At 67.0% G+C, this 16,321-nt stretch carries 16 protein-coding genes; 13 read left to right on the top strand and 3 right to left on the bottom strand.

Annotation, left to right across the window (positions count from 1 at the left end; all coding sequences use genetic code 11):
• Positions 1-30 precede the first annotated feature (30 nt).
• The 4 genes from GOPIP_RS06305 (at position 31) to GOPIP_RS06320 (ending at position 5,322) form a co-directional block, all read left to right on the top strand.
• A complete protein-coding gene (locus GOPIP_RS06305) occupies positions 31-705 on the top strand; it encodes a FadR/GntR family transcriptional regulator (RefSeq protein ID WP_006368745.1) in 675 nt (224 codons plus the stop codon).
• Positions 702-1,898, top strand: coding sequence for a CynX/NimT family MFS transporter (locus GOPIP_RS06310; protein WP_006368746.1), 1,197 nt, complete (start codon positions 702-704; stop codon positions 1,896-1,898). Before GOPIP_RS06305 ends, GOPIP_RS06310 begins: the two co-directional genes overlap by 4 nt.
• Positions 1,899-1,969: 71 nt before the next feature.
• On the top strand, positions 1,970-4,090 hold the full coding sequence (helR, locus tag GOPIP_RS06315; protein WP_006368747.1) for an RNA polymerase recycling motor ATPase HelR: 2,121 nt from the start codon (positions 1,970-1,972) through the stop codon (positions 4,088-4,090).
• A 71-nt stretch (positions 4,091-4,161) separates the two neighbouring features.
• Complete coding sequence (locus GOPIP_RS06320; protein ID WP_006368748.1) at positions 4,162-5,322, top strand: acyl-CoA dehydrogenase family protein; 1,161 nt, start codon at positions 4,162-4,164, stop codon at positions 5,320-5,322.
• Positions 5,323-5,327: 5 nt separating this feature from the next.
• On the opposite strand, the gene GOPIP_RS06325 is transcribed toward GOPIP_RS06320, so the two are convergent.
• A complete protein-coding gene (locus GOPIP_RS06325; protein ID WP_006368749.1) occupies positions 5,328-5,801 on the bottom strand; it encodes a winged helix-turn-helix transcriptional regulator in 474 nt (157 codons plus the stop codon).
• Between the two features lie 83 nt (positions 5,802-5,884).
• Here GOPIP_RS06325 and GOPIP_RS06330 point away from each other — a divergent pair, with 83 nt between their 5' ends.
• The 4 genes from GOPIP_RS06330 (at position 5,885) to GOPIP_RS06345 (ending at position 10,041) form a co-directional block, all read left to right on the top strand.
• The gene (locus GOPIP_RS06330; protein ID WP_006368750.1) at positions 5,885-7,300 is read left to right on the top strand and encodes an MFS transporter; all 1,416 of its coding nucleotides are present in this window, start codon (positions 5,885-5,887) and stop codon (positions 7,298-7,300) included.
• Between the two features lie 220 nt (positions 7,301-7,520).
• Positions 7,521-8,306 (top strand): alpha/beta fold hydrolase, encoded by a 786-nt coding sequence (locus GOPIP_RS06335; RefSeq protein ID WP_020173087.1) that lies wholly within the window; start codon positions 7,521-7,523, stop codon positions 8,304-8,306.
• A 10-nt stretch (positions 8,307-8,316) separates the two neighbouring features.
• Positions 8,317-9,204 carry an LLM class flavin-dependent oxidoreductase gene (locus GOPIP_RS06340; protein ID WP_006368752.1) on the top strand — a complete coding sequence of 296 codons (888 nt, stop codon included), beginning with the start codon at positions 8,317-8,319 and terminating at the stop codon, positions 9,202-9,204.
• 6 nt (positions 9,205-9,210) lie between these two features.
• Positions 9,211-10,041 carry an SDR family oxidoreductase gene (locus GOPIP_RS06345; RefSeq protein ID WP_170320181.1) on the top strand — a complete coding sequence of 277 codons (831 nt, stop codon included), beginning with the start codon at positions 9,211-9,213 and terminating at the stop codon, positions 10,039-10,041.
• Here the strand turns inward: GOPIP_RS06345 and GOPIP_RS06350 are convergent.
• A complete protein-coding gene (locus tag GOPIP_RS06350; RefSeq protein ID WP_006368754.1) occupies positions 10,038-10,691 on the bottom strand; it encodes a hypothetical protein in 654 nt (217 codons plus the stop codon). The two genes, GOPIP_RS06345 and GOPIP_RS06350, sit on opposite strands and share 4 nt — an antisense overlap.
• A gap of 150 nt (positions 10,692-10,841) precedes the next feature.
• Here GOPIP_RS06350 and GOPIP_RS06355 point away from each other — a divergent pair, with 150 nt between their 5' ends.
• The 3 genes from GOPIP_RS06355 to GOPIP_RS06365 all read left to right on the top strand — a co-directional run bounded on the left by GOPIP_RS06355 (position 10,842) and on the right by GOPIP_RS06365 (position 13,989).
• On the top strand, positions 10,842-11,555 hold the full coding sequence (locus GOPIP_RS06355; RefSeq protein ID WP_006368755.1) for a hypothetical protein: 714 nt from the start codon (positions 10,842-10,844) through the stop codon (positions 11,553-11,555).
• A 37-nt stretch (positions 11,556-11,592) separates the two neighbouring features.
• A complete protein-coding gene (locus tag GOPIP_RS06360; protein ID WP_006368756.1) occupies positions 11,593-12,369 on the top strand; it encodes a crotonase/enoyl-CoA hydratase family protein in 777 nt (258 codons plus the stop codon).
• Positions 12,370-12,450: 81 nt separating this feature from the next.
• Positions 12,451-13,989, top strand: a complete 1,539-nt coding sequence (locus tag GOPIP_RS06365; RefSeq protein ID WP_006368757.1) for an acyl-CoA synthetase — start codon at positions 12,451-12,453, stop codon at positions 13,987-13,989.
• Here GOPIP_RS06365 and GOPIP_RS06370 read toward each other — a convergent pair.
• The gene (locus tag GOPIP_RS06370; protein ID WP_006368758.1) at positions 13,951-14,412 is read right to left on the bottom strand and encodes a MarR family winged helix-turn-helix transcriptional regulator; all 462 of its coding nucleotides are present in this window, start codon (positions 14,410-14,412) and stop codon (positions 13,951-13,953) included. The genes GOPIP_RS06365 and GOPIP_RS06370 overlap by 39 nt on opposite strands.
• A gap of 101 nt (positions 14,413-14,513) precedes the next feature.
• On the opposite strand from GOPIP_RS06370, the gene GOPIP_RS06375 reads away from it, so the two are divergent.
• Together GOPIP_RS06375 and couO are read left to right on the top strand one after the other, a co-directional pair.
• Positions 14,514-15,431, top strand: a complete 918-nt coding sequence (locus GOPIP_RS06375; protein ID WP_006368759.1) for an SDR family oxidoreductase — start codon at positions 14,514-14,516, stop codon at positions 15,429-15,431.
• A complete protein-coding gene (gene couO / locus GOPIP_RS06380) occupies positions 15,428-16,321 on the top strand; it encodes a 4-hydroxyphenyl-beta-ketoacyl-CoA hydrolase (RefSeq protein WP_006368760.1) in 894 nt (297 codons plus the stop codon). The genes GOPIP_RS06375 and couO overlap by 4 nt, the downstream gene beginning before the upstream one ends.

Here is a 16,321-nt window from a genome sequence, read left to right on the forward strand (position 1 = left end):
CATCCAAACATGGGATGTTAGGCTCTTTGGGTGCCGCCTCTGATCACCCCACCGCCCCGTACCAGTTCGCTCGTCGTCGATCGCATGCACGAGTTGATCCGGGACGGGGTGTGGGCGGTCGGAGCCCGAATCCCCGCAGAGCCCGAACTCGTCGAACAATTCGGCGTGGGCCGCAACACGATTCGTGAGGCGGTGCGCGCGCTCGAACACTCCGGGCTGCTGATGCCGCGCCGCGGTGACGGCACCTATGTGCGCAGCCGCAACGTTCTCGCCGCAGCGCTGCAACGCTGTGCTCCCGACCCCGAGATCACCGATCTGCTGAGCACCCGGCGGGCTCTCGAGACCGAGGCCGCCGACCTCGCTGCCCTGCGTGCCTCGGCCGCCGACGTCACCCGACTGCAGAACAAGCTCGACGCTGCGCTCGCCGCCATCGCCGCCGGAGACCTGGGCCGCTACGCCCGGCTCGACATCGAGTTCCACGCCACCATCGTCGAGATCTCGGGCAATCGGCTCCTGATCGAACTCTATGAGGGTGTCGGCGAGGTGATGCGCCGCACGCATGAGGCGATTGCCGCGGCAGCGGTCGACGACGGACATCCCGACGGTCACCGCGAGGTTGTCGCGGCGATCGCTGCCGCCGACCCGGCGGCGGCACGTGCGGCTGTGCACACCTACCTCGACCTCGCCCACGAGATCGTCCGATGAGCGTGGCCAACACCGCGCCCGTGACGTCCGAACCGCGTGGACGCCGACCTCTCGGCACGGTGATCACCGCCGTCGGCGTGATGCTGGTGGCGGCGAATCTGCGGCCCGTCGTCGTGTCGGTGGCACCGCTGATCGACGAGATCACCCGCGACGAAGGCTTTTCCAGCGCCACCGCCGGCCTGCTGACCACCCTTCCGGTTCTGTTCTTCGGGCTCAGCGCGCCCGTGGCGCCACGGTTGGCGGCCCGGTTCGGGATCGAACGCACCATCTTCGGGGCGCTGCTCCTGCTGACCGTTGGCACCCTCATGCGCCTGATCCCCGGTGCGCCGATGCTGTTCATCGGGTCGGCGGTGGTCGGTGCCGCGATCGGTATCTGCAACGTGGTGTTGCCTGCGCTGATCAAGCGCGATTTCGCCCATCGGTCGGGATTGATGACGGGGTTGTACTCGATGACGCTGTCCGGCGGTGCCGCCGTTGCCGCCGGAATCACCGTGCCCCTCGACAATGCGTTGGGCAACAACTGGCGGCTCACGATCACCTCGTGGGCGATTCTCGCCGTGATCACCGTCGTCATCTGGGCACCGCAGATCGTCCGGCACCGTCCGGAAACGGTCGCCGGCACCGGATCGTTGCGCCGCAACACGATTGCGTGGGCGATCACCGTGTTCATGGGCGCACAGTCGCTGGTGTTCTACACCTTCACCGCCTGGCTGCCCGCATTTCTCATCAGCGAGGGACATTCGCGGGCGTCGGCCGGCACCATCCTGGCCATCGGTCAGGTCGTCGCGCTGCTGGCGTCGTTACTCATCCCGATCATCGCCGGGCGCTACCGGGACCAACGTCTGATCACGCTCGTCGTGATCGTCCTTTGCGGAATCGGATTGGCCGGACTCCTGCTCAGCGACCACGCCACACTGCTGTGGACGATGCTGGTGATGTTCGGCCCCGGGTCGTCGATCAGCCTCGCGTTGTTGTTCATGGTGCTGCGCAGTTCTTCGGCCGAGCAGACCGGCCAGGTGTCGGGAATGGCGCAATCGGTCGGCTACATCCTGGCCGCGTTCGGGCCCATCGCCGTGGGAGCACTGCATGATTCGACCGGATCGTGGACGATCGCGCTGTCGGTGCTGGCGATCCCGCTGCTCGCGCAGGCTGCCTCGACCCTGATCGCCGGGCGTGATGTGAAGATGGACTGACCTCTTCCCCTTCCCCTTTCACTGTAACCCGCCGGTGGGGGCTTGCCGCAAGGCCCCACCTCGGGTTCACAATGGCGCCCATGGTTTTTCGCGCCTCGTGCGATCCTGCCGTCATCGGTGACGACGACCGGCATTTCGCCGTCATCACTGACCACCTCACCCACACCATCGCCGACCTCAACGAACGCCTCGACGCGCTACGTCTCGCCGACGGCGGTGGCGGCCGTCGCGCACTCGACCGCGACCTGGAGATCCACGAGACGAATCGCCGGCTCCGTGTGTTGCGCCGGTACAGCCTGGATCTGTGCCTCGGACGTATCGTCCGCACCGACGGCACCATCAGCTACATCGGCCGCATCGGGATGACCGATCGTTGCGGCGAACAATTACTGGTCGACTGGCGTACCCCGGCGGCCGCACCGTTCTTCGCCGCCACCCACGCCGATCCCCAGGGGTTGGCGAGTCGGCGGCGGTACCGGTGGAGTCAGGGACAGGTCGTCGACTTCTGGGACGAATCATTCGACGGTGAGATCGCACATCTCGCCCTCGACGACGATTCGGCGTTCCTCGCCGGCCTCGGCGCCTCCCGCGAGCCGCGTATGCGAGATGTGTTGGGCACCATCGCCGCCGACCAGGACGCCATCATCCGAGCCGACAGTCACGGTGCCCTCGTCGTCGACGGTGGCCCCGGCACCGGCAAGACCGTGGTCGCGCTACACCGTGCGGCGTATCTGCTCTACGCCGACCCGCGGCTGGCGGGCAATCGCGGTGAACTACTCGTCGTGGGACCTCACGAGGAGTACCTCGGTTACATCTCCGACGTCCTGCCCAGCCTCGGCGAGGACGGCGTCCGCACCTGCACCTTGCACGACCTCGTGCCCGAAGGTGACGGTGCGACAAACGAATCCGATCCCGTCGTCGCCGCACTCAAGGACGGCCTCGACCCGATCGCCATGATCGAGCGGGCCGTCGCCTTCTACGAACAGCCGCCCACCAACACCGTGGAAGTCGAGACACCCTGGGGTGAAACGGAACTCACGGCCCCCGAGTGGGCCGAGGCCTTCAGTACCCCCGAGCCCGGCACCAGCCACCACGAGGCGCGCGAACAGGTATGGGACGCACTCACCGACATCATCGCCGACGCTCTCGATACTCGTGATCTGCCCCGGCTCCGTCGAGCGTTGGCCGGCAACGACGACCTCGTCTCCGCGTTCACCACGGCATGGCCGATTCTCGACGCCCCCACCCTGGTTGGCGATTTGTGGTCGGTGCCGGCGTACTTGCGTCTGGCCGCGCCGGAGCTGAACACCACCGCACTCCGAACATTGCAGCGGGAGAACCCGACCGCGTGGACCACCTCGGATATCCCGTTCCTCGATGCGGCGCGGCGTCGGCTCGGCGATCCCGGCTTCTCCCGACGCCGACGCCGGCGTGAGGCGGTGTTGGCAGCCGGTCGAGACGCGATGGATCGCGTTGTCGACGACCTCCTTGCCGCACACACCTTCGACGACGGCGAGGGTCTCGCGCCGATGCTGCGCGGCGAGGATCTGCGGAACTCACTGGTCGACGACTCCGCTGCGCCTGGCGCCGAACATGATCCATTGGCCGGGCCGTTCGCCCACATCATCGTCGACGAGGCGCAGGAGTTGACCGACGCGCAGTGGTCGATGCTGGTGGCACGCTGCCCGTCTCGCAGCGTCACCGTGGTCGGCGACCGCGCCCAGTCGCGGCGCGGATTCACCGAAAGCTGGCCGGAGCGATTGCGCCGGGTCGGATTCGGCGAGGTCCGTGTCGCCGGTCTGTCGATCAACTACCGCACGCCCGAGGAGATCATGGCGCAGGCCGCGCCGGTGATCACGGCCGCGATACCCGACGCGAATGTCCCGACCTCCATCCGGAGCAGCGGCATAGAGGTCGGCCACGGCACAGTCGCCGACCTCGCTGCGATCCTCGACGAGTGGGAGCGGACTCATCCCGAGGGTGTCGCTTGCGTCATCGGCGATCCGAGCAGCCTGCCGGCACCGATCCACCGCCCGCGCGTGCGGTCGCTCGCACCCGAGCGCGTCAAGGGTCTCGAGTTCGACCTGGTGGTTCTCGTCGCGCCGGATCGCTTCGGTGCCGGCATCACCGGCGCCGTCGACCGTTACGTCGCGATGACCCGCGCCACCCAACAGCTGGTGATCCTCTCCTGAGCAGACGCCAGGCTTGCGCATCCCTCAATTTTCCATAGACTATTTTTTACAGAGTTGAGAGGAACACTGCCATGGCCATCAAGCTGTCCGTCGAAGAAGAAGCCATCGTCAAGACCGTTCGCGACTTCGTGGACAAGCAGGTGCGTCCGGTGGTGCGTGAACTCGAGCACGCCAACACCTACCCCGAAGAGCTCATCGAGACGATGAAGGAGCTCGGGATCTACGGCCTCGCGATCCCCGAGCCCTACGGCTTCGCGCAGGTGTCGATGCCCTGTTATGCGCAGGTCACCGAGGAGTTGGCCCGCGGCTGGATGAGTCTGGCCGGGGCGATGGGCGGGCACACCGTCGTCGCCAAGCTGCTGCTCACGTTCGGCACCGAGGAGCAGAAGCAGAAGTATCTGCCACAGATGGCCAGCGGCGAGCTGCGCGCGACGATGGCGCTCACCGAGCCGGGCGGCGGCTCGGACCTGCAGAACATGCGGACCGTCGCGGCCAAGGAAGGTGGCGAGTACGTCATCAACGGGTCCAAGACGTGGATCAGCAACGCACGCAAGTCCGGGCTCGTCGCACTGCTGTGCAAGACCGATCCCGCCGCGCAACCCGCACACACCGGCGTCTCGATCCTGCTGGTCGAGAAGGTGCCCGGCTTCACCGTCTCCAAGGATCTACCCAAGCTCGGATACAAGGGCGTGGAGAGTTGCGAACTCAACTTCGACGGCGCCCGCGTTCCCGTCGACGCCGTGCTCGGTGGCGTGGAGGGCAAGGGCTTCGCGCAGATGATGAAGGGGCTGGAGACCGGCCGCATTCAGGTGGCCGCCCGCGCGACCGGTGTGGCCCGCGCCGCCTTCGACGACGCACTGCAGTATGCACAGGACCGCGAGAGCTTCGGCCAGCCGATCTGGAAACACCAGGCCGTCGGCAACATGCTCGCGACGATGGGCACCAAACTCGCCGCCGCCCGCAGCCTGCTGCTCGACGCGGCCGAACGCGTCGACACCGGCAAGCGCGCCGACATGGAGGCAGGTATGGCCAAACTGTTCTGCTCGGAAACGGCGATGGAAATCGCCCTCGACGCGGTGCGCATCCACGGCGGATACGGCTACTCCACCGAGTACGACGTCGAACGGTATTTCCGCGACGCGCCGCTGATGATCGTCGGCGAGGGAACCAACGAGATCCAGCAGAACGTCATCGCCAAGCAGCTCATCAAGCGGGGTGGGTTGGACCTCTGAGGGGATCAGCGTTCGGGCAACGGGGAATTCGGTCCCGCGCCCGGACCCCGGCGCACTGTCACCGATCCCCGATCCACGTGCTCACCACACTCGGAGCACACCGGTTCGAGCGTCGTCGTGTGACCGCAGCCGGTGTGCACGAGCTCGACCGGAGCGCCGTCGGGTGCCGACCACTTGTCGCCCCATTGACGCAGGGCGTTGATCACCGTCCACAGATCGCGGCCTTTGTCGGTCAGCCGGTAGTCGTAGCGAACCGGATTGTCCTGGTACGGATCCCGGATCAGGATTCCATGCTCGACGAGCGTGTCGAGCCGCTGGGTGAGCACGTTGCGAGCGATACCCAGCCGGGTCGAGAAGTCGTCGAAGCGCGTCACCCCGAACAGCGCGTCGCGGATGATGAGTAGCGTCCACCACTCGCCGACGACCTCGAGGGTCTGCGCGACCGAACAATTCATTCCGGAGAAGCTGGCGCGGCGCATGCGTCGAGTCTAGTGGGTTGCGTCAGACAACTCAATCTGCTTTCCTCAGTTTCGTCACGAAACTCACGACTGAGGAGACCCCGATGACCGACGTGGCTCATGCCCAGGAATCCGGCGTCGCGTCGGCTCCTCGGCGTCCGGCATTGATCCTGGCGTTGCTGTCGCTGGCAGCTTTCATGGCGAGCCTGGATGTGTTCATCGTGAACGTGGCATTCGACGACATCGGACGCGACTTCCACGGCGTCTCACTGTCGGAACTGTCGTGGGTACTCAACGCGTACACCATCCTCTACGCCGCATTGCTCGTCCCCGCCGGCCGGATCGCCGACCGCTACGGACGCAAGGCAGGCTTCTTGATCGGCGTCACGATCTTCACGCTCGCCAGCGCGGCATGTGCTGCCGCTGAAGGTATTTGGTGGTTGGTCGCTTTTCGCGCCATCCAAGCGGTCGGGGCCGCGATCCTGACCCCGGCAAGCCTCGGGCTCGTCGTCGCCGCCATGCCGACGGAGGTCCGCGCGCGATCGGTGCGGATCTGGGCCGCGACCGGTGCAGTGGCCGCGGCCCTCGGGCCGGCCGTCGGCGGTGTACTGGTGGAGGCCTCCTGGCGGTGGGTGTTCCTCGTCAACCTGCCCGTGGGCGTGCTCGCGCTCGTCGGGGGCGCGGTGTTGCTCCCGCGATCGCGCAACGAGGCCGCCGAGCACCTGCCGGACCTTCTCGGTGCCGGTTTGCTCGCAATCACCATCGGCGCGTTGACCCTCGGCCTCGTCGAGGGGCCGACCTGGGGCTGGACCGACGGCCGGATTCTGCTGGCGTGGGCCGTCACCGTCGTCGGACTGATCGGTTTCCTGATCAGTTCGGCACGACACCGAGAACCGGTGATCGACCCGAACCTGTTGCGCGTGCGCGCATTCTCCTTCGCCAACATCACCGCCGTGCTCTTCTCCATCCCGTTCGCCGGTGCGCTGCTCGCGAATATCCTCTGGATGCAGCAGGTATGGGGGTACTCGGCCATCAAGACCGGATTCGCGGTCTCTCCCGGACCACTGATGGTCCCGATCTTCGCCGCCGTCGGGCACCGGCTCACCGCCCGGATTCCGGTCGGCGTGGTCATCGCTGCCGGATGTGCACTGTTCGGCCTCGGTGGTCTGCTGATCTCGCTGTCGATCTCGTCCACACCCGCCTACGCGACGGCACTACTGCCGGGCTGGCTGATCGGCGGCGTCGGTGTGGGCCTGGCGCTGCCGGCGATCCTGTCCTCGGCAACCGCGGATCTGCCTGCCACACAGTCGGCGACGGGCAGCGCCGTGGTCAACATGAGTCGCCAGATCGGGATGGCGTTGGGTGTGAGCGTCCTGGTCGCCATCATCGGCAGTCCCGTCGGCTACGACGCCGTACATGCGGTCTTCCAGCACGCATGGTGGACACTGGCCGTGGTCGCGGCAGCGGGTGCGATCACGGCATTCGGGATGACGCCTCGCCAGGGTGGCTCCGAGGCGTAGCGGGTAGAGACATCCGAGAAATCTTCCCGTCGCGGGCGGTGACCCGGCGACGAACCTCGAGACCGCCGACGCCGATGCGGTAAGGGCGCAGTACGAATACAGATTCCACATGAGCGGACGAAAACCCCGATTTTTCGGGGTCAAGCACCGCTCACGTGGAATCTGTATTCGTAGTCGGCGATGGTGGGGTGCCGCGGGCAACGCTATTAGGCTCACCCACGTGCCCGCCGCCGAATATCACGAGATCGCCCGCACCCGAGACCGGGTGCGGCTGGCGGTGCAGGTGCGCGGGTCCGGGCCGACGCTGCTACTCCTGCCCGGGCAGGCCAACAATCACCACTGGTGGGATCGCACCCGCGGCGACTTCGACGCCCACCACACCACTGTCACCTTCGACTATCGCGGGACCGGCGCAAGCGGTTCCGGTGGCGAACGCTACAGCACGCGATTGTTCGCCGAAGATGCTCTGGCGGTGATGGATTCGCTCGCCATCGACAAGTTCGCGGTGTACGGCACGTCGATGGGCGGTCGTGCCGCGCAGTTCCTGGCGGCATCGGCACCACGTCGAGTGCGCCGGCTGGTCCTCGGATGCACCACGCCCGGTGGGGTTCATGCCGTCGAACGAGACGAGTCGGTGCGTCGTGCCCTGGCCGGTCCGGACGCAACCGCGGCGCTGCTGGATTACATGTATTCGCCGCAGTGGCGTGCCGCCAATCCCGGCCCGTATCACGTACTCGGCGATCCGGACATGTCCGACGCCGACCGGCGGGCGCATCTGCTGGCGAGCAATCGACACGATGCGTGGGCGGTCCTGCCCGACATCGCGAGCCCCACCCTGATCCTGCACGGCACCGACGACCAGATGGCGCCGGTGGCCAACGCCGAGATACTCGCCGAGCGCATCCCCGACGCCCGCGCCCACGTTCTCGATGGCGCACGACACGCCTACTTCGACGAATACCGTTCGCAGACAGTGCCTCTCGTTCTGTCCTTCGTGACCGGCTAGGCTGGGTGCCATGCGTTTCGGCATCTGCATCCTGCCCGATCTGACCTGGCGAGAGTCGCGCCCCCGGTGGCAACGCGCCGAGGAGATGGGCTTCGATCACGCCTGGACCTACGACCACCTGGTCTGGGGTGGCCTGCCCGACTCCCGCTGGTTCTCCTGCATCCCGACCCTGACCGCCGCCGCGACCGTCACCCGACACATCGACCTCGGTGCGTTCGTCGTCTCCCCCAACTTCCGCCATCCGGTCGCGTTCAGTCGCGAGGTCGCCACCCTGGTCGACATCTCCGACGGCCGCTTCCTGCTCGGCCTCGGTGCCGGCGGGACCCCCGACGACACCGTCCTCGGCGGCGACCGCCTCCCACCCAAGCAACGCGTCGACCGCTTGCAGGAGTTCACCCTGCTGCTCGACCGCACCCTTCGTGACGATCACGTCGATGCCGACGGGCAGTATTACCGCGCCCGTGACATGCGCCTGGTCGGCGAACCGGTACGGCCGCGCGTGCCATTTCTGTTGGCGGGCAACGGTCCCCGATCGGTGCGCTTCGCCGCACGGCACGGCGACGGCTGGATCACCACCGGCACGCCGTCGGAGACCGTCGACGACTGGTTCGACGGGATCCGCGCGAGCTGCGATGTGCTCACCGAGACGCTCGGCAAGGACCGGATCACCGAGGAGTTCCCGCGCTACCTGAGTCTCGACGCCTCGCCGCGCAACGCTCTGGAGAGCATCGACCTCTTCGACGAAATGGTCGGACGCGCATCGTCTTTGGGATTCACCGACGTCATTGTGCATTGGCCGAGATCCTCGGAGCCCTACCTGGCTCCCGACCACGTCCTCGACGAGGTTGCCGCCCGACTGCAACCCGGGCGTACCGACACCGTCGATGTGACAGACTGAGTGGCCATGAGCAAGGGCACACCGATAGCGGGCAGGGTCATCGCCATCACCGGCGGCGCAGCGGGCATCGGACGCGAGATCGCCCGGCACCTCGCCGACGCCGGGGCACGGGTGGCCATCGGCGATCGCGACCTTGACGGTGCGCGTGTCACGGCGAGTGAGATACCAGGCGAGGCACATGCTTTCGCGCTCGATGTCACCAACACCGAGTCCTTCGAGGCCTTTCTCAATGCGGTCGAGTCGTCCGTCGGACCGATCGACGTCCTGGTGAACAACGCCGGGGTCATGTGGGTCGGCCCCTTCGACGCCGAGACCGATGCGGCAGCCGACGCGATGCTGGCGGTCAACCTGCACGGCGTGATCCGCGGGGTCCGACTCACCGCGCCGCGGATGCGCCACCGCGGACACGGCCACATCGTCACGATCGCTTCTGCCGCTTCCAAACTCGCCCCTCCCGGCGAGGCGACGTATGCCGCGAGCAAGCACGGCGTGCTCGGCTACCTGACCGCAGTCCGTGAGGAACTCCGCGGCTCCGGGGTTCTCCTGACCGCCGTCATGCCGACCGTCGTCGACACCCAACTCGCTGCGGGCACGGCGACCGGTTCGGCAGCCATGCTGCAGCCGGCCGACGTCGCCGCCGCCGTCGTCGCGGCGATCGAGAAGCCGCGCTTCGAGGTGACCCTGCCGTCCTTCGTGGGTCCCGCGGTGCGGGCGGCAGGGCTGCTCCCGCAGGCGATACGAGATCTGTTGATGCGCCGGATGGTGCCCAACCAGGTTGATGCGGTGCGCAATTCGACGACGCGAGCCGAGTACGAAGCCAAGGCGCTGGGCGACTAGGGCACCCCGACACCGGTGGCGATCCGAAGTTGTTCGGGGTCACGCCCGTTGGCGGCATTCATGTCGCATCGCACCGTTCCGTAGCCCTCCGGCAGGCCGTGCCCGTAGCCGTCTCCGTTGGTGTACTGGTGTGCGATCATCTGTCTGCGCAGATCGTCGGTGCCGGCCGGGAACCTCGGAAGGGCCCCGTAGGACGGGATGACGAAGCCGATCGGTGGCCGCACCCGCCAGATGCGTGCGTCATTCGGGTTGAGGTAGCCGATGACGCGGCGGGGCCGGCCGTCGATGTGCGGCCCGCGCCAATCACCGAGTCCCCACACCAGACGGTTGATGGAATCGCTGTTGTCGGTCCGGATCTGGCCGCCCCACGATTCCACGTCGACCATCGACACCACGTCGGGTCGGTTCTCGCCCTGCATCTCGATGTGCGTGGTCATCACGTCTCGCCAATTGGATCGGTAGACGCAGTACACGATCAGCCCGCGCAGTCGACCGGAGTCCAACCAGGAGCGGGCGATCGTCCAGTTCTCCTGGAAGTGTCGGTCCCGATAGGTCCCGTCGTTGGACCGGATGGACAGCCACCGGTACGGGTAGGAGTCGTCGAGCACGGGCTGCCATTCGGAGATGTCGGCGAACAGGATGTCGGTCATGGTCCTCCCGATTGACGGCGGTCGGGTTCTCTCGACGATCACGTATAGCCATCGATGTCGCACGGCAAACCCGCCGGGCCCCGCCCGACTCTCAGCAACTCGACAACCGGATGTCAGGAATCGGTTAGACCCAGGTCACATGCTCTGTTCATGCGACTGATCATGGGAATCCACCTGACCGACGACCAGGTGGTCGTCGTCACCGGGACGGCGGCCTCGGTCGCCGGCTCGCATCCCGGTCCACCGCACCTCTCGTCGCATCCGGCGCGGTTGTACTGGCCGCCGACCGCGGCACCGAGGTGGTCGCGTCCCGCCGACAACCCCGACGACGTCTATGGCCACTTCCTCACCCGCATCGCCGATCTGACCGCGGTGCGCACCGCGTCGGGTCGCGGCCGTGCTCCGCATCAATTGGTCACCGCAGCACTGCATGTGGCGATCGATGGCACCGAGCGCTCCGACCACGGGCACGTGGTGTCGGTGACGATCGCCCATCCCCCGCACTGGTCGGCCGAGCAGATCGGGATGCTACGACGTGCCGCGGGCCGCGCGGTCGGTGCGACCACGAGCGTGTCGGTGGTCTCCGAGTGCGCCGCGATCTCCCGTTGTGTGCGGTGGTCGGCGCAGATGGGTACCGCCGATCTCGTCGCCGACCACCCGTCGTTCCTGGGCGCGTGGGGCGCGGCGATGCTCGCCGCCACCGCCGTCACCCGGGTGCCGGTACCCACCGACCGGACCGCGCGCAGACCGGTTCGCACCGCCCCCGCGCACCGCATGGCGACGATCACCCATCCGATGCGCCACATCGTCGATTCCTCCGTCGCCGACCTGCGATTACGGTGGAACGCGCTGGGTCACGCCTGACCCGGCGCCGTTCTCACCGTCGCGAAAGGTCTCCCACATGCATTCACCTCTGGACATCGCCACCACCGGCGCGACCCAGATCTGGACGATCAACAAGCCCGAGGTCGGCAACGCGATCACCGACGTGGAGTTTGTCGAGGCCTTCGAGGCAGCGGTCGACGCCGCCAACGCCGACCTCGAGATCAGGGCGATCATCCTGACCGGGGCGGGCAAGATCTTCTCCGCGGGCGGCAATGTCAAGGAGATGGCAGACCGGACGGGCATGTTCGGCGTCGACGAGCGAGCGCAGCGACGTGCCTACGTGGCGGGTATCCAACGTCTGCCCCGTGCCCTGGCTCGCCTCGAGGTGCCGATCATCGCCGCGGTCAACGGTGCGGCCGTCGGCGCGGGCTGCGACCTGGCGATGATGTGCGACATCCGGATCGCCTCCGAGCGCGCATCCTTCGCGGAGAGTTTCGTGCAGGTCGGGCTGATCCCGGGCGACGGCGGAACGTGGTTCCTGCCGCGTGCCGTCGGATATGAGCGGGCCGCGGAGATGACGTTCACCGGCGACCGCGTGGATGCCGCGACGGCTGCCGAGTGGGGCATGGTGAGCCGCGTGGTCGGCCCCGACGCTCTCCTCGACGAGGCCCGTACGCTCGCCGAACGCATCACCAAGAACCCCGCTGAGGCGCTGCGGATGGCCAAGCGCCTGCTGCAGGAATCACGAACCAGCCCTTTGGAATCGGTCCTCGGCATGGCCGCGGCGATGCAACCCCTGGCCCATCTCTCGCCCGAGCACACCGAGCGGGTGGAGAAGTGGCGCTCCCGCTGACGACACCACGTAACCATTGACATTCTCAACGATTGCGTTCTATCGTGATCTCGATTACATCGGGCGATCGAGGAGTACACGATGCGCAATCAGGGCGTGGGCACGTGGCCGCTACGGGCCTCCCGGCAGGCGCCGGACACCGAGGCCATCGTCTTCCGTGACCAGGCGATCACCTATCCCGAACTCGACGAGCGCACCACGCGGCTCGCACACGCCCTCGCCGATCTCGGCGTCGGACGTGGCGACCGCGTCGCACTGCTCAGCGCCAACCATCCCGCGTATCTCGAGGCGCTCTTCGCGGCCGGCTTGCTCGGCGCCATCCTGGTGCCGCTCAACGCCCGGCTGACCACTCCCGAGGTCGCCTACGCCCTGACCGATTCCGGCGCCACGGTGCTGATCCACTCCGCGGCGTTGGCGGACGTGGCGATCGCGGCCGCGGCCGAAGCCGGCGCGACCACCCGCATGGTCGTCGACGGCGATCCCGACCCGGACGCCGTCGGCTACGAGACCAGCATCGCCGCCGCATCCACCGACCGCATCGATCTGCCCGTCACCCACGACGACCCGTGCTTCATCATGTACACCTCGGGAACCACCGGAAACCCGAAAGGTGTTGTCCTGAACCACGGGACGGTGACCTTCGCGGTCCTCAACCCGATCCTCGACCTCGACCTGCGCAGCGACGAGGTCGCACTGGTCGTGGCACCGTTGTTCCACACGGCCGCATTGAATTTCATCTCGCTGCCCATCCTGCTGAAGGGCGGCACCGTGGTGATCGAGGAAGGCTTCGAACCGGGCCGGGTGCTGCGGGTCATCGCCGAGCGCAACGTAACCTACGGCTTCGGGGTGCCCACCATGCTCGACGCCATGAGCTCCCACCCGGACTGGGCGTCAGCGGATCTGAGCTCCATCCGCCGCTGGATCGTCGCTGCGGCACCGGTTCCGCCCCGCACTCTGCACACCTACACCGAACGCGGCATCGCACTGTGCCAGGGCTACGGGCTGACCGAGACCGGGCCCGGTGCGCTGGTCCTCACCCCGTCGCACACCGCCCGCAAGCTCGGAAGTGCCGGTGTGCCACACTTTTTCACCGATGTTCGGGTCGTCGGTCCCGATGGGGACGAAACCGCGCCCGGGGAGCGCGGCGAGATCCAGATCCAGGGCTCCAACGTCATGGCCGGCTACTGGAATCGCCCCGACGCGACCGCCGCGGCGTTCACCGACGACGGCTGGTTCCGTTCCGGCGACGTCGGCGTCCGCGACGACGAGGGCTACATCACCATCGTCGATCGTCTCAAGGACATGATCATCTCCGGCGGCGAGAACATCTACCCGGCCGAGGTCGAGGCCGTCATCCTCTCGATGCCCGGAGTGGTGGCGTGCGGGGTGTTCGGGGTCCCCGACGACAAGTGGGGTGAGGTCGGTTGTGCGGCCATCACCCTGGCCGACGGCGCGACGCTGACCTACGAGCAGCTCGCGGCGTTCCTGGGTGAACGGTTGGCGCGGTACAAGATCCCGAAGTCGATGGTGTTGCTCGAGGAGATCCCGCGAAATGCCACCGGCAAGATCCGCAAGGACCGGTTACGGTCGATGTTTTCCGGCGCGCCCGTCCACGCCTGAGAAGGCGATGCGACGCAACAGTTCCCGTGCAGCCGCCACATCCCCCGCATCGGTGCCGGCCACGTACTCGGCGGTCACCGCGGCACTGCGCCTGCGCGCCTCGTCGCACAGCTCCGCCCCGGCCTCGGTCGCGACGATGAGCTTGTTGCGCCGGTCATTGATGTCGGTGGTGCGCTGCACCAGCTTCCGGTCCTCGAGATCGTCGACGAGAGCGACGATCTGACTGGGGTCGAGGCCCACCACGGTGGCCAGTCGACGCTGGGTGATGCCGTCGGGTTCGTCGCAGACGGCCGCGAGCGCACTGTACCCACGCACCTTCAGCCCCAGGGGCGCGATGGCGCGATTGGTCTCCTTGCTCAGCACCACGCTGGCGCGAGCCATCAAGAAGCCGAGATCGTCGTCGAGCATTCGCCGGGATGTCATGGGCCCTCCCATCGCGAGCACGTTACCACTTCCACAATCATTGACTTTCTCAATGGTTAGCGTTCTAATCGAATACGTATCCCGAGCCTGAGGAGGCAACCATGGATCTGAACGGAAAAGTCGCCGTCGTCACCGGCAGTGGGCAAGGGCTCGGTCTGGCCTACGCCCGCGAACTAGCCCGCCGCGGAGCGGCAGTCGTCGTCAACGACGTCTCGGAGGAGACCGCGCAGGCCGCCGTCGCCGCGATCACCGCCGACGGCGGCCGCGCCGTGGCAGTGGTCGCACCCGTTGGATCGACGGAGACCGCGCAGGCGCTGGTCGCCGCCGCCGTGGACACCTTCGGACGCCTCGACGTCATGGTCACCAACGCCGGCATCCTGCGCGACAAGGTGCTCTGGAAGATGACCGACGAGGATTTCGACGCCGTCATCAACGTGCATCTCAAGGGCACGTTCACGTGCGTGCGCGAGGCCGTGCTGCGATTCCGCGAGCAGGGCGACGGCGGCCGCATCATCTGCATCGGCTCGCCCGCCGGGCAGCGCGGCAACTTCGGGCAGACCAACTACTCCGCCGCCAAGGCCGGCATCGTCGGCATGGTCCGCACCTGGGCGATGGAACTGAAGAAGGCCGGGATCACCGCGAACGCCGTCTGCCCGGTCGCCGTGACCGCGATGACCGCCACCATCCCGATCTTCAAGCCGTTCATCGACGAGGCCGAGCGGACCGGCTCCCTCCCCGACGTCATCCGTCGCGAGGTCGGAATGGGCACGCCCGAGGACGTTGCCGGACTCATCGCGTTCCTCGCCTCCGATGCCGCCGCCGACATCACCGGTCAGGCCATCTCCATCGGCGGCGACCGTCTCGCTCTGTGGACGCACCCGGAATTGTCCGAAACCGCCTATCACAACAGCGGTTTCAGCGCCGAGGACGTTGCGGCGGTCTGGCCGGGCGCCTTCGCCAACCAGCTCGAGACGGTCGGCGAAAAGTTCCCCGACGAAGTACTGGCGGCCGCGAAATGAGCACCCGCTACGAGTGCGCGGTGGACTTCGATGCCATCGACGCCATCGACATCCACACCCACGTCGAGATCGACGGCTGCGGGCATCGTTCGCTCGACGACGAGTTGATGGCCGCCTCCGAGAAGTACTTCCGCTCCGGCGAAGAGCGCACGCCGGGAATCGAATCCATCGCCGAGCACTATCGGCAACGCAACATGGCGGCGGTGGTGTTCACCGTCGACGCGCACTCGGCGTCGGGCCACTCGCCGAACTCGGTGGAGGAGATCGCCGAGCGCGCAGCGGAGTTCAACGACGTCCTGATCCCGTTCGGTTCCGTCGACCCGCTGCAGGGCAAGGCGGCGGTCAAGCGCGTGCACCGGCTCGTGGACGAATTCGGCGTGCGGGGCTTCAAGTTCCACCCGAGCATGCAGGGTTTCGAACCCAACGACCGCCGGTACTATCCGGTCTACGAGGCGATCACCGAAGCCGGCGTGCCCGCACTGTTCCACACCGGGCAGACCGGAATCGGCGCCGGACTCCCCGGCGGGCACGGCATCAAGTTGCGCTATTCCGATCCGATGCTGCTCGACGATGTCGCCGCCGACTTCCCCGACCTCACCATCGTGATGGCACACCCGGCGGTGCCGTGGGTCGACGCCCAGATCTCGATCGCCACGCACAAGGCCAACGTCTACATGGATCTGTCCGGCTGGTCGCCCAAGTACTTCCCGCCCCAGTTGGTCAAGGCCGCCAATTCGATGCTGCGCCACAAGGTCTTGTTCGGATCGGACTTTCCGGTCATTCAGGTCGACCGATGGCGCAAGGACTTCGCCACCCTCGACATGAAGCCCGAGGTGCTGCCGTTGATCTTCAAGGACAACGCACTCACCGTCCTCGGCGTCAAACACTGA

Origin of the sequence: Gordonia polyisoprenivorans NBRC 16320 = JCM 10675 (assembly GCF_000241325.1) — a bacterium.
Taxonomy (GTDB): domain Bacteria; phylum Actinomycetota; class Actinomycetes; order Mycobacteriales; family Mycobacteriaceae; genus Gordonia; species Gordonia polyisoprenivorans.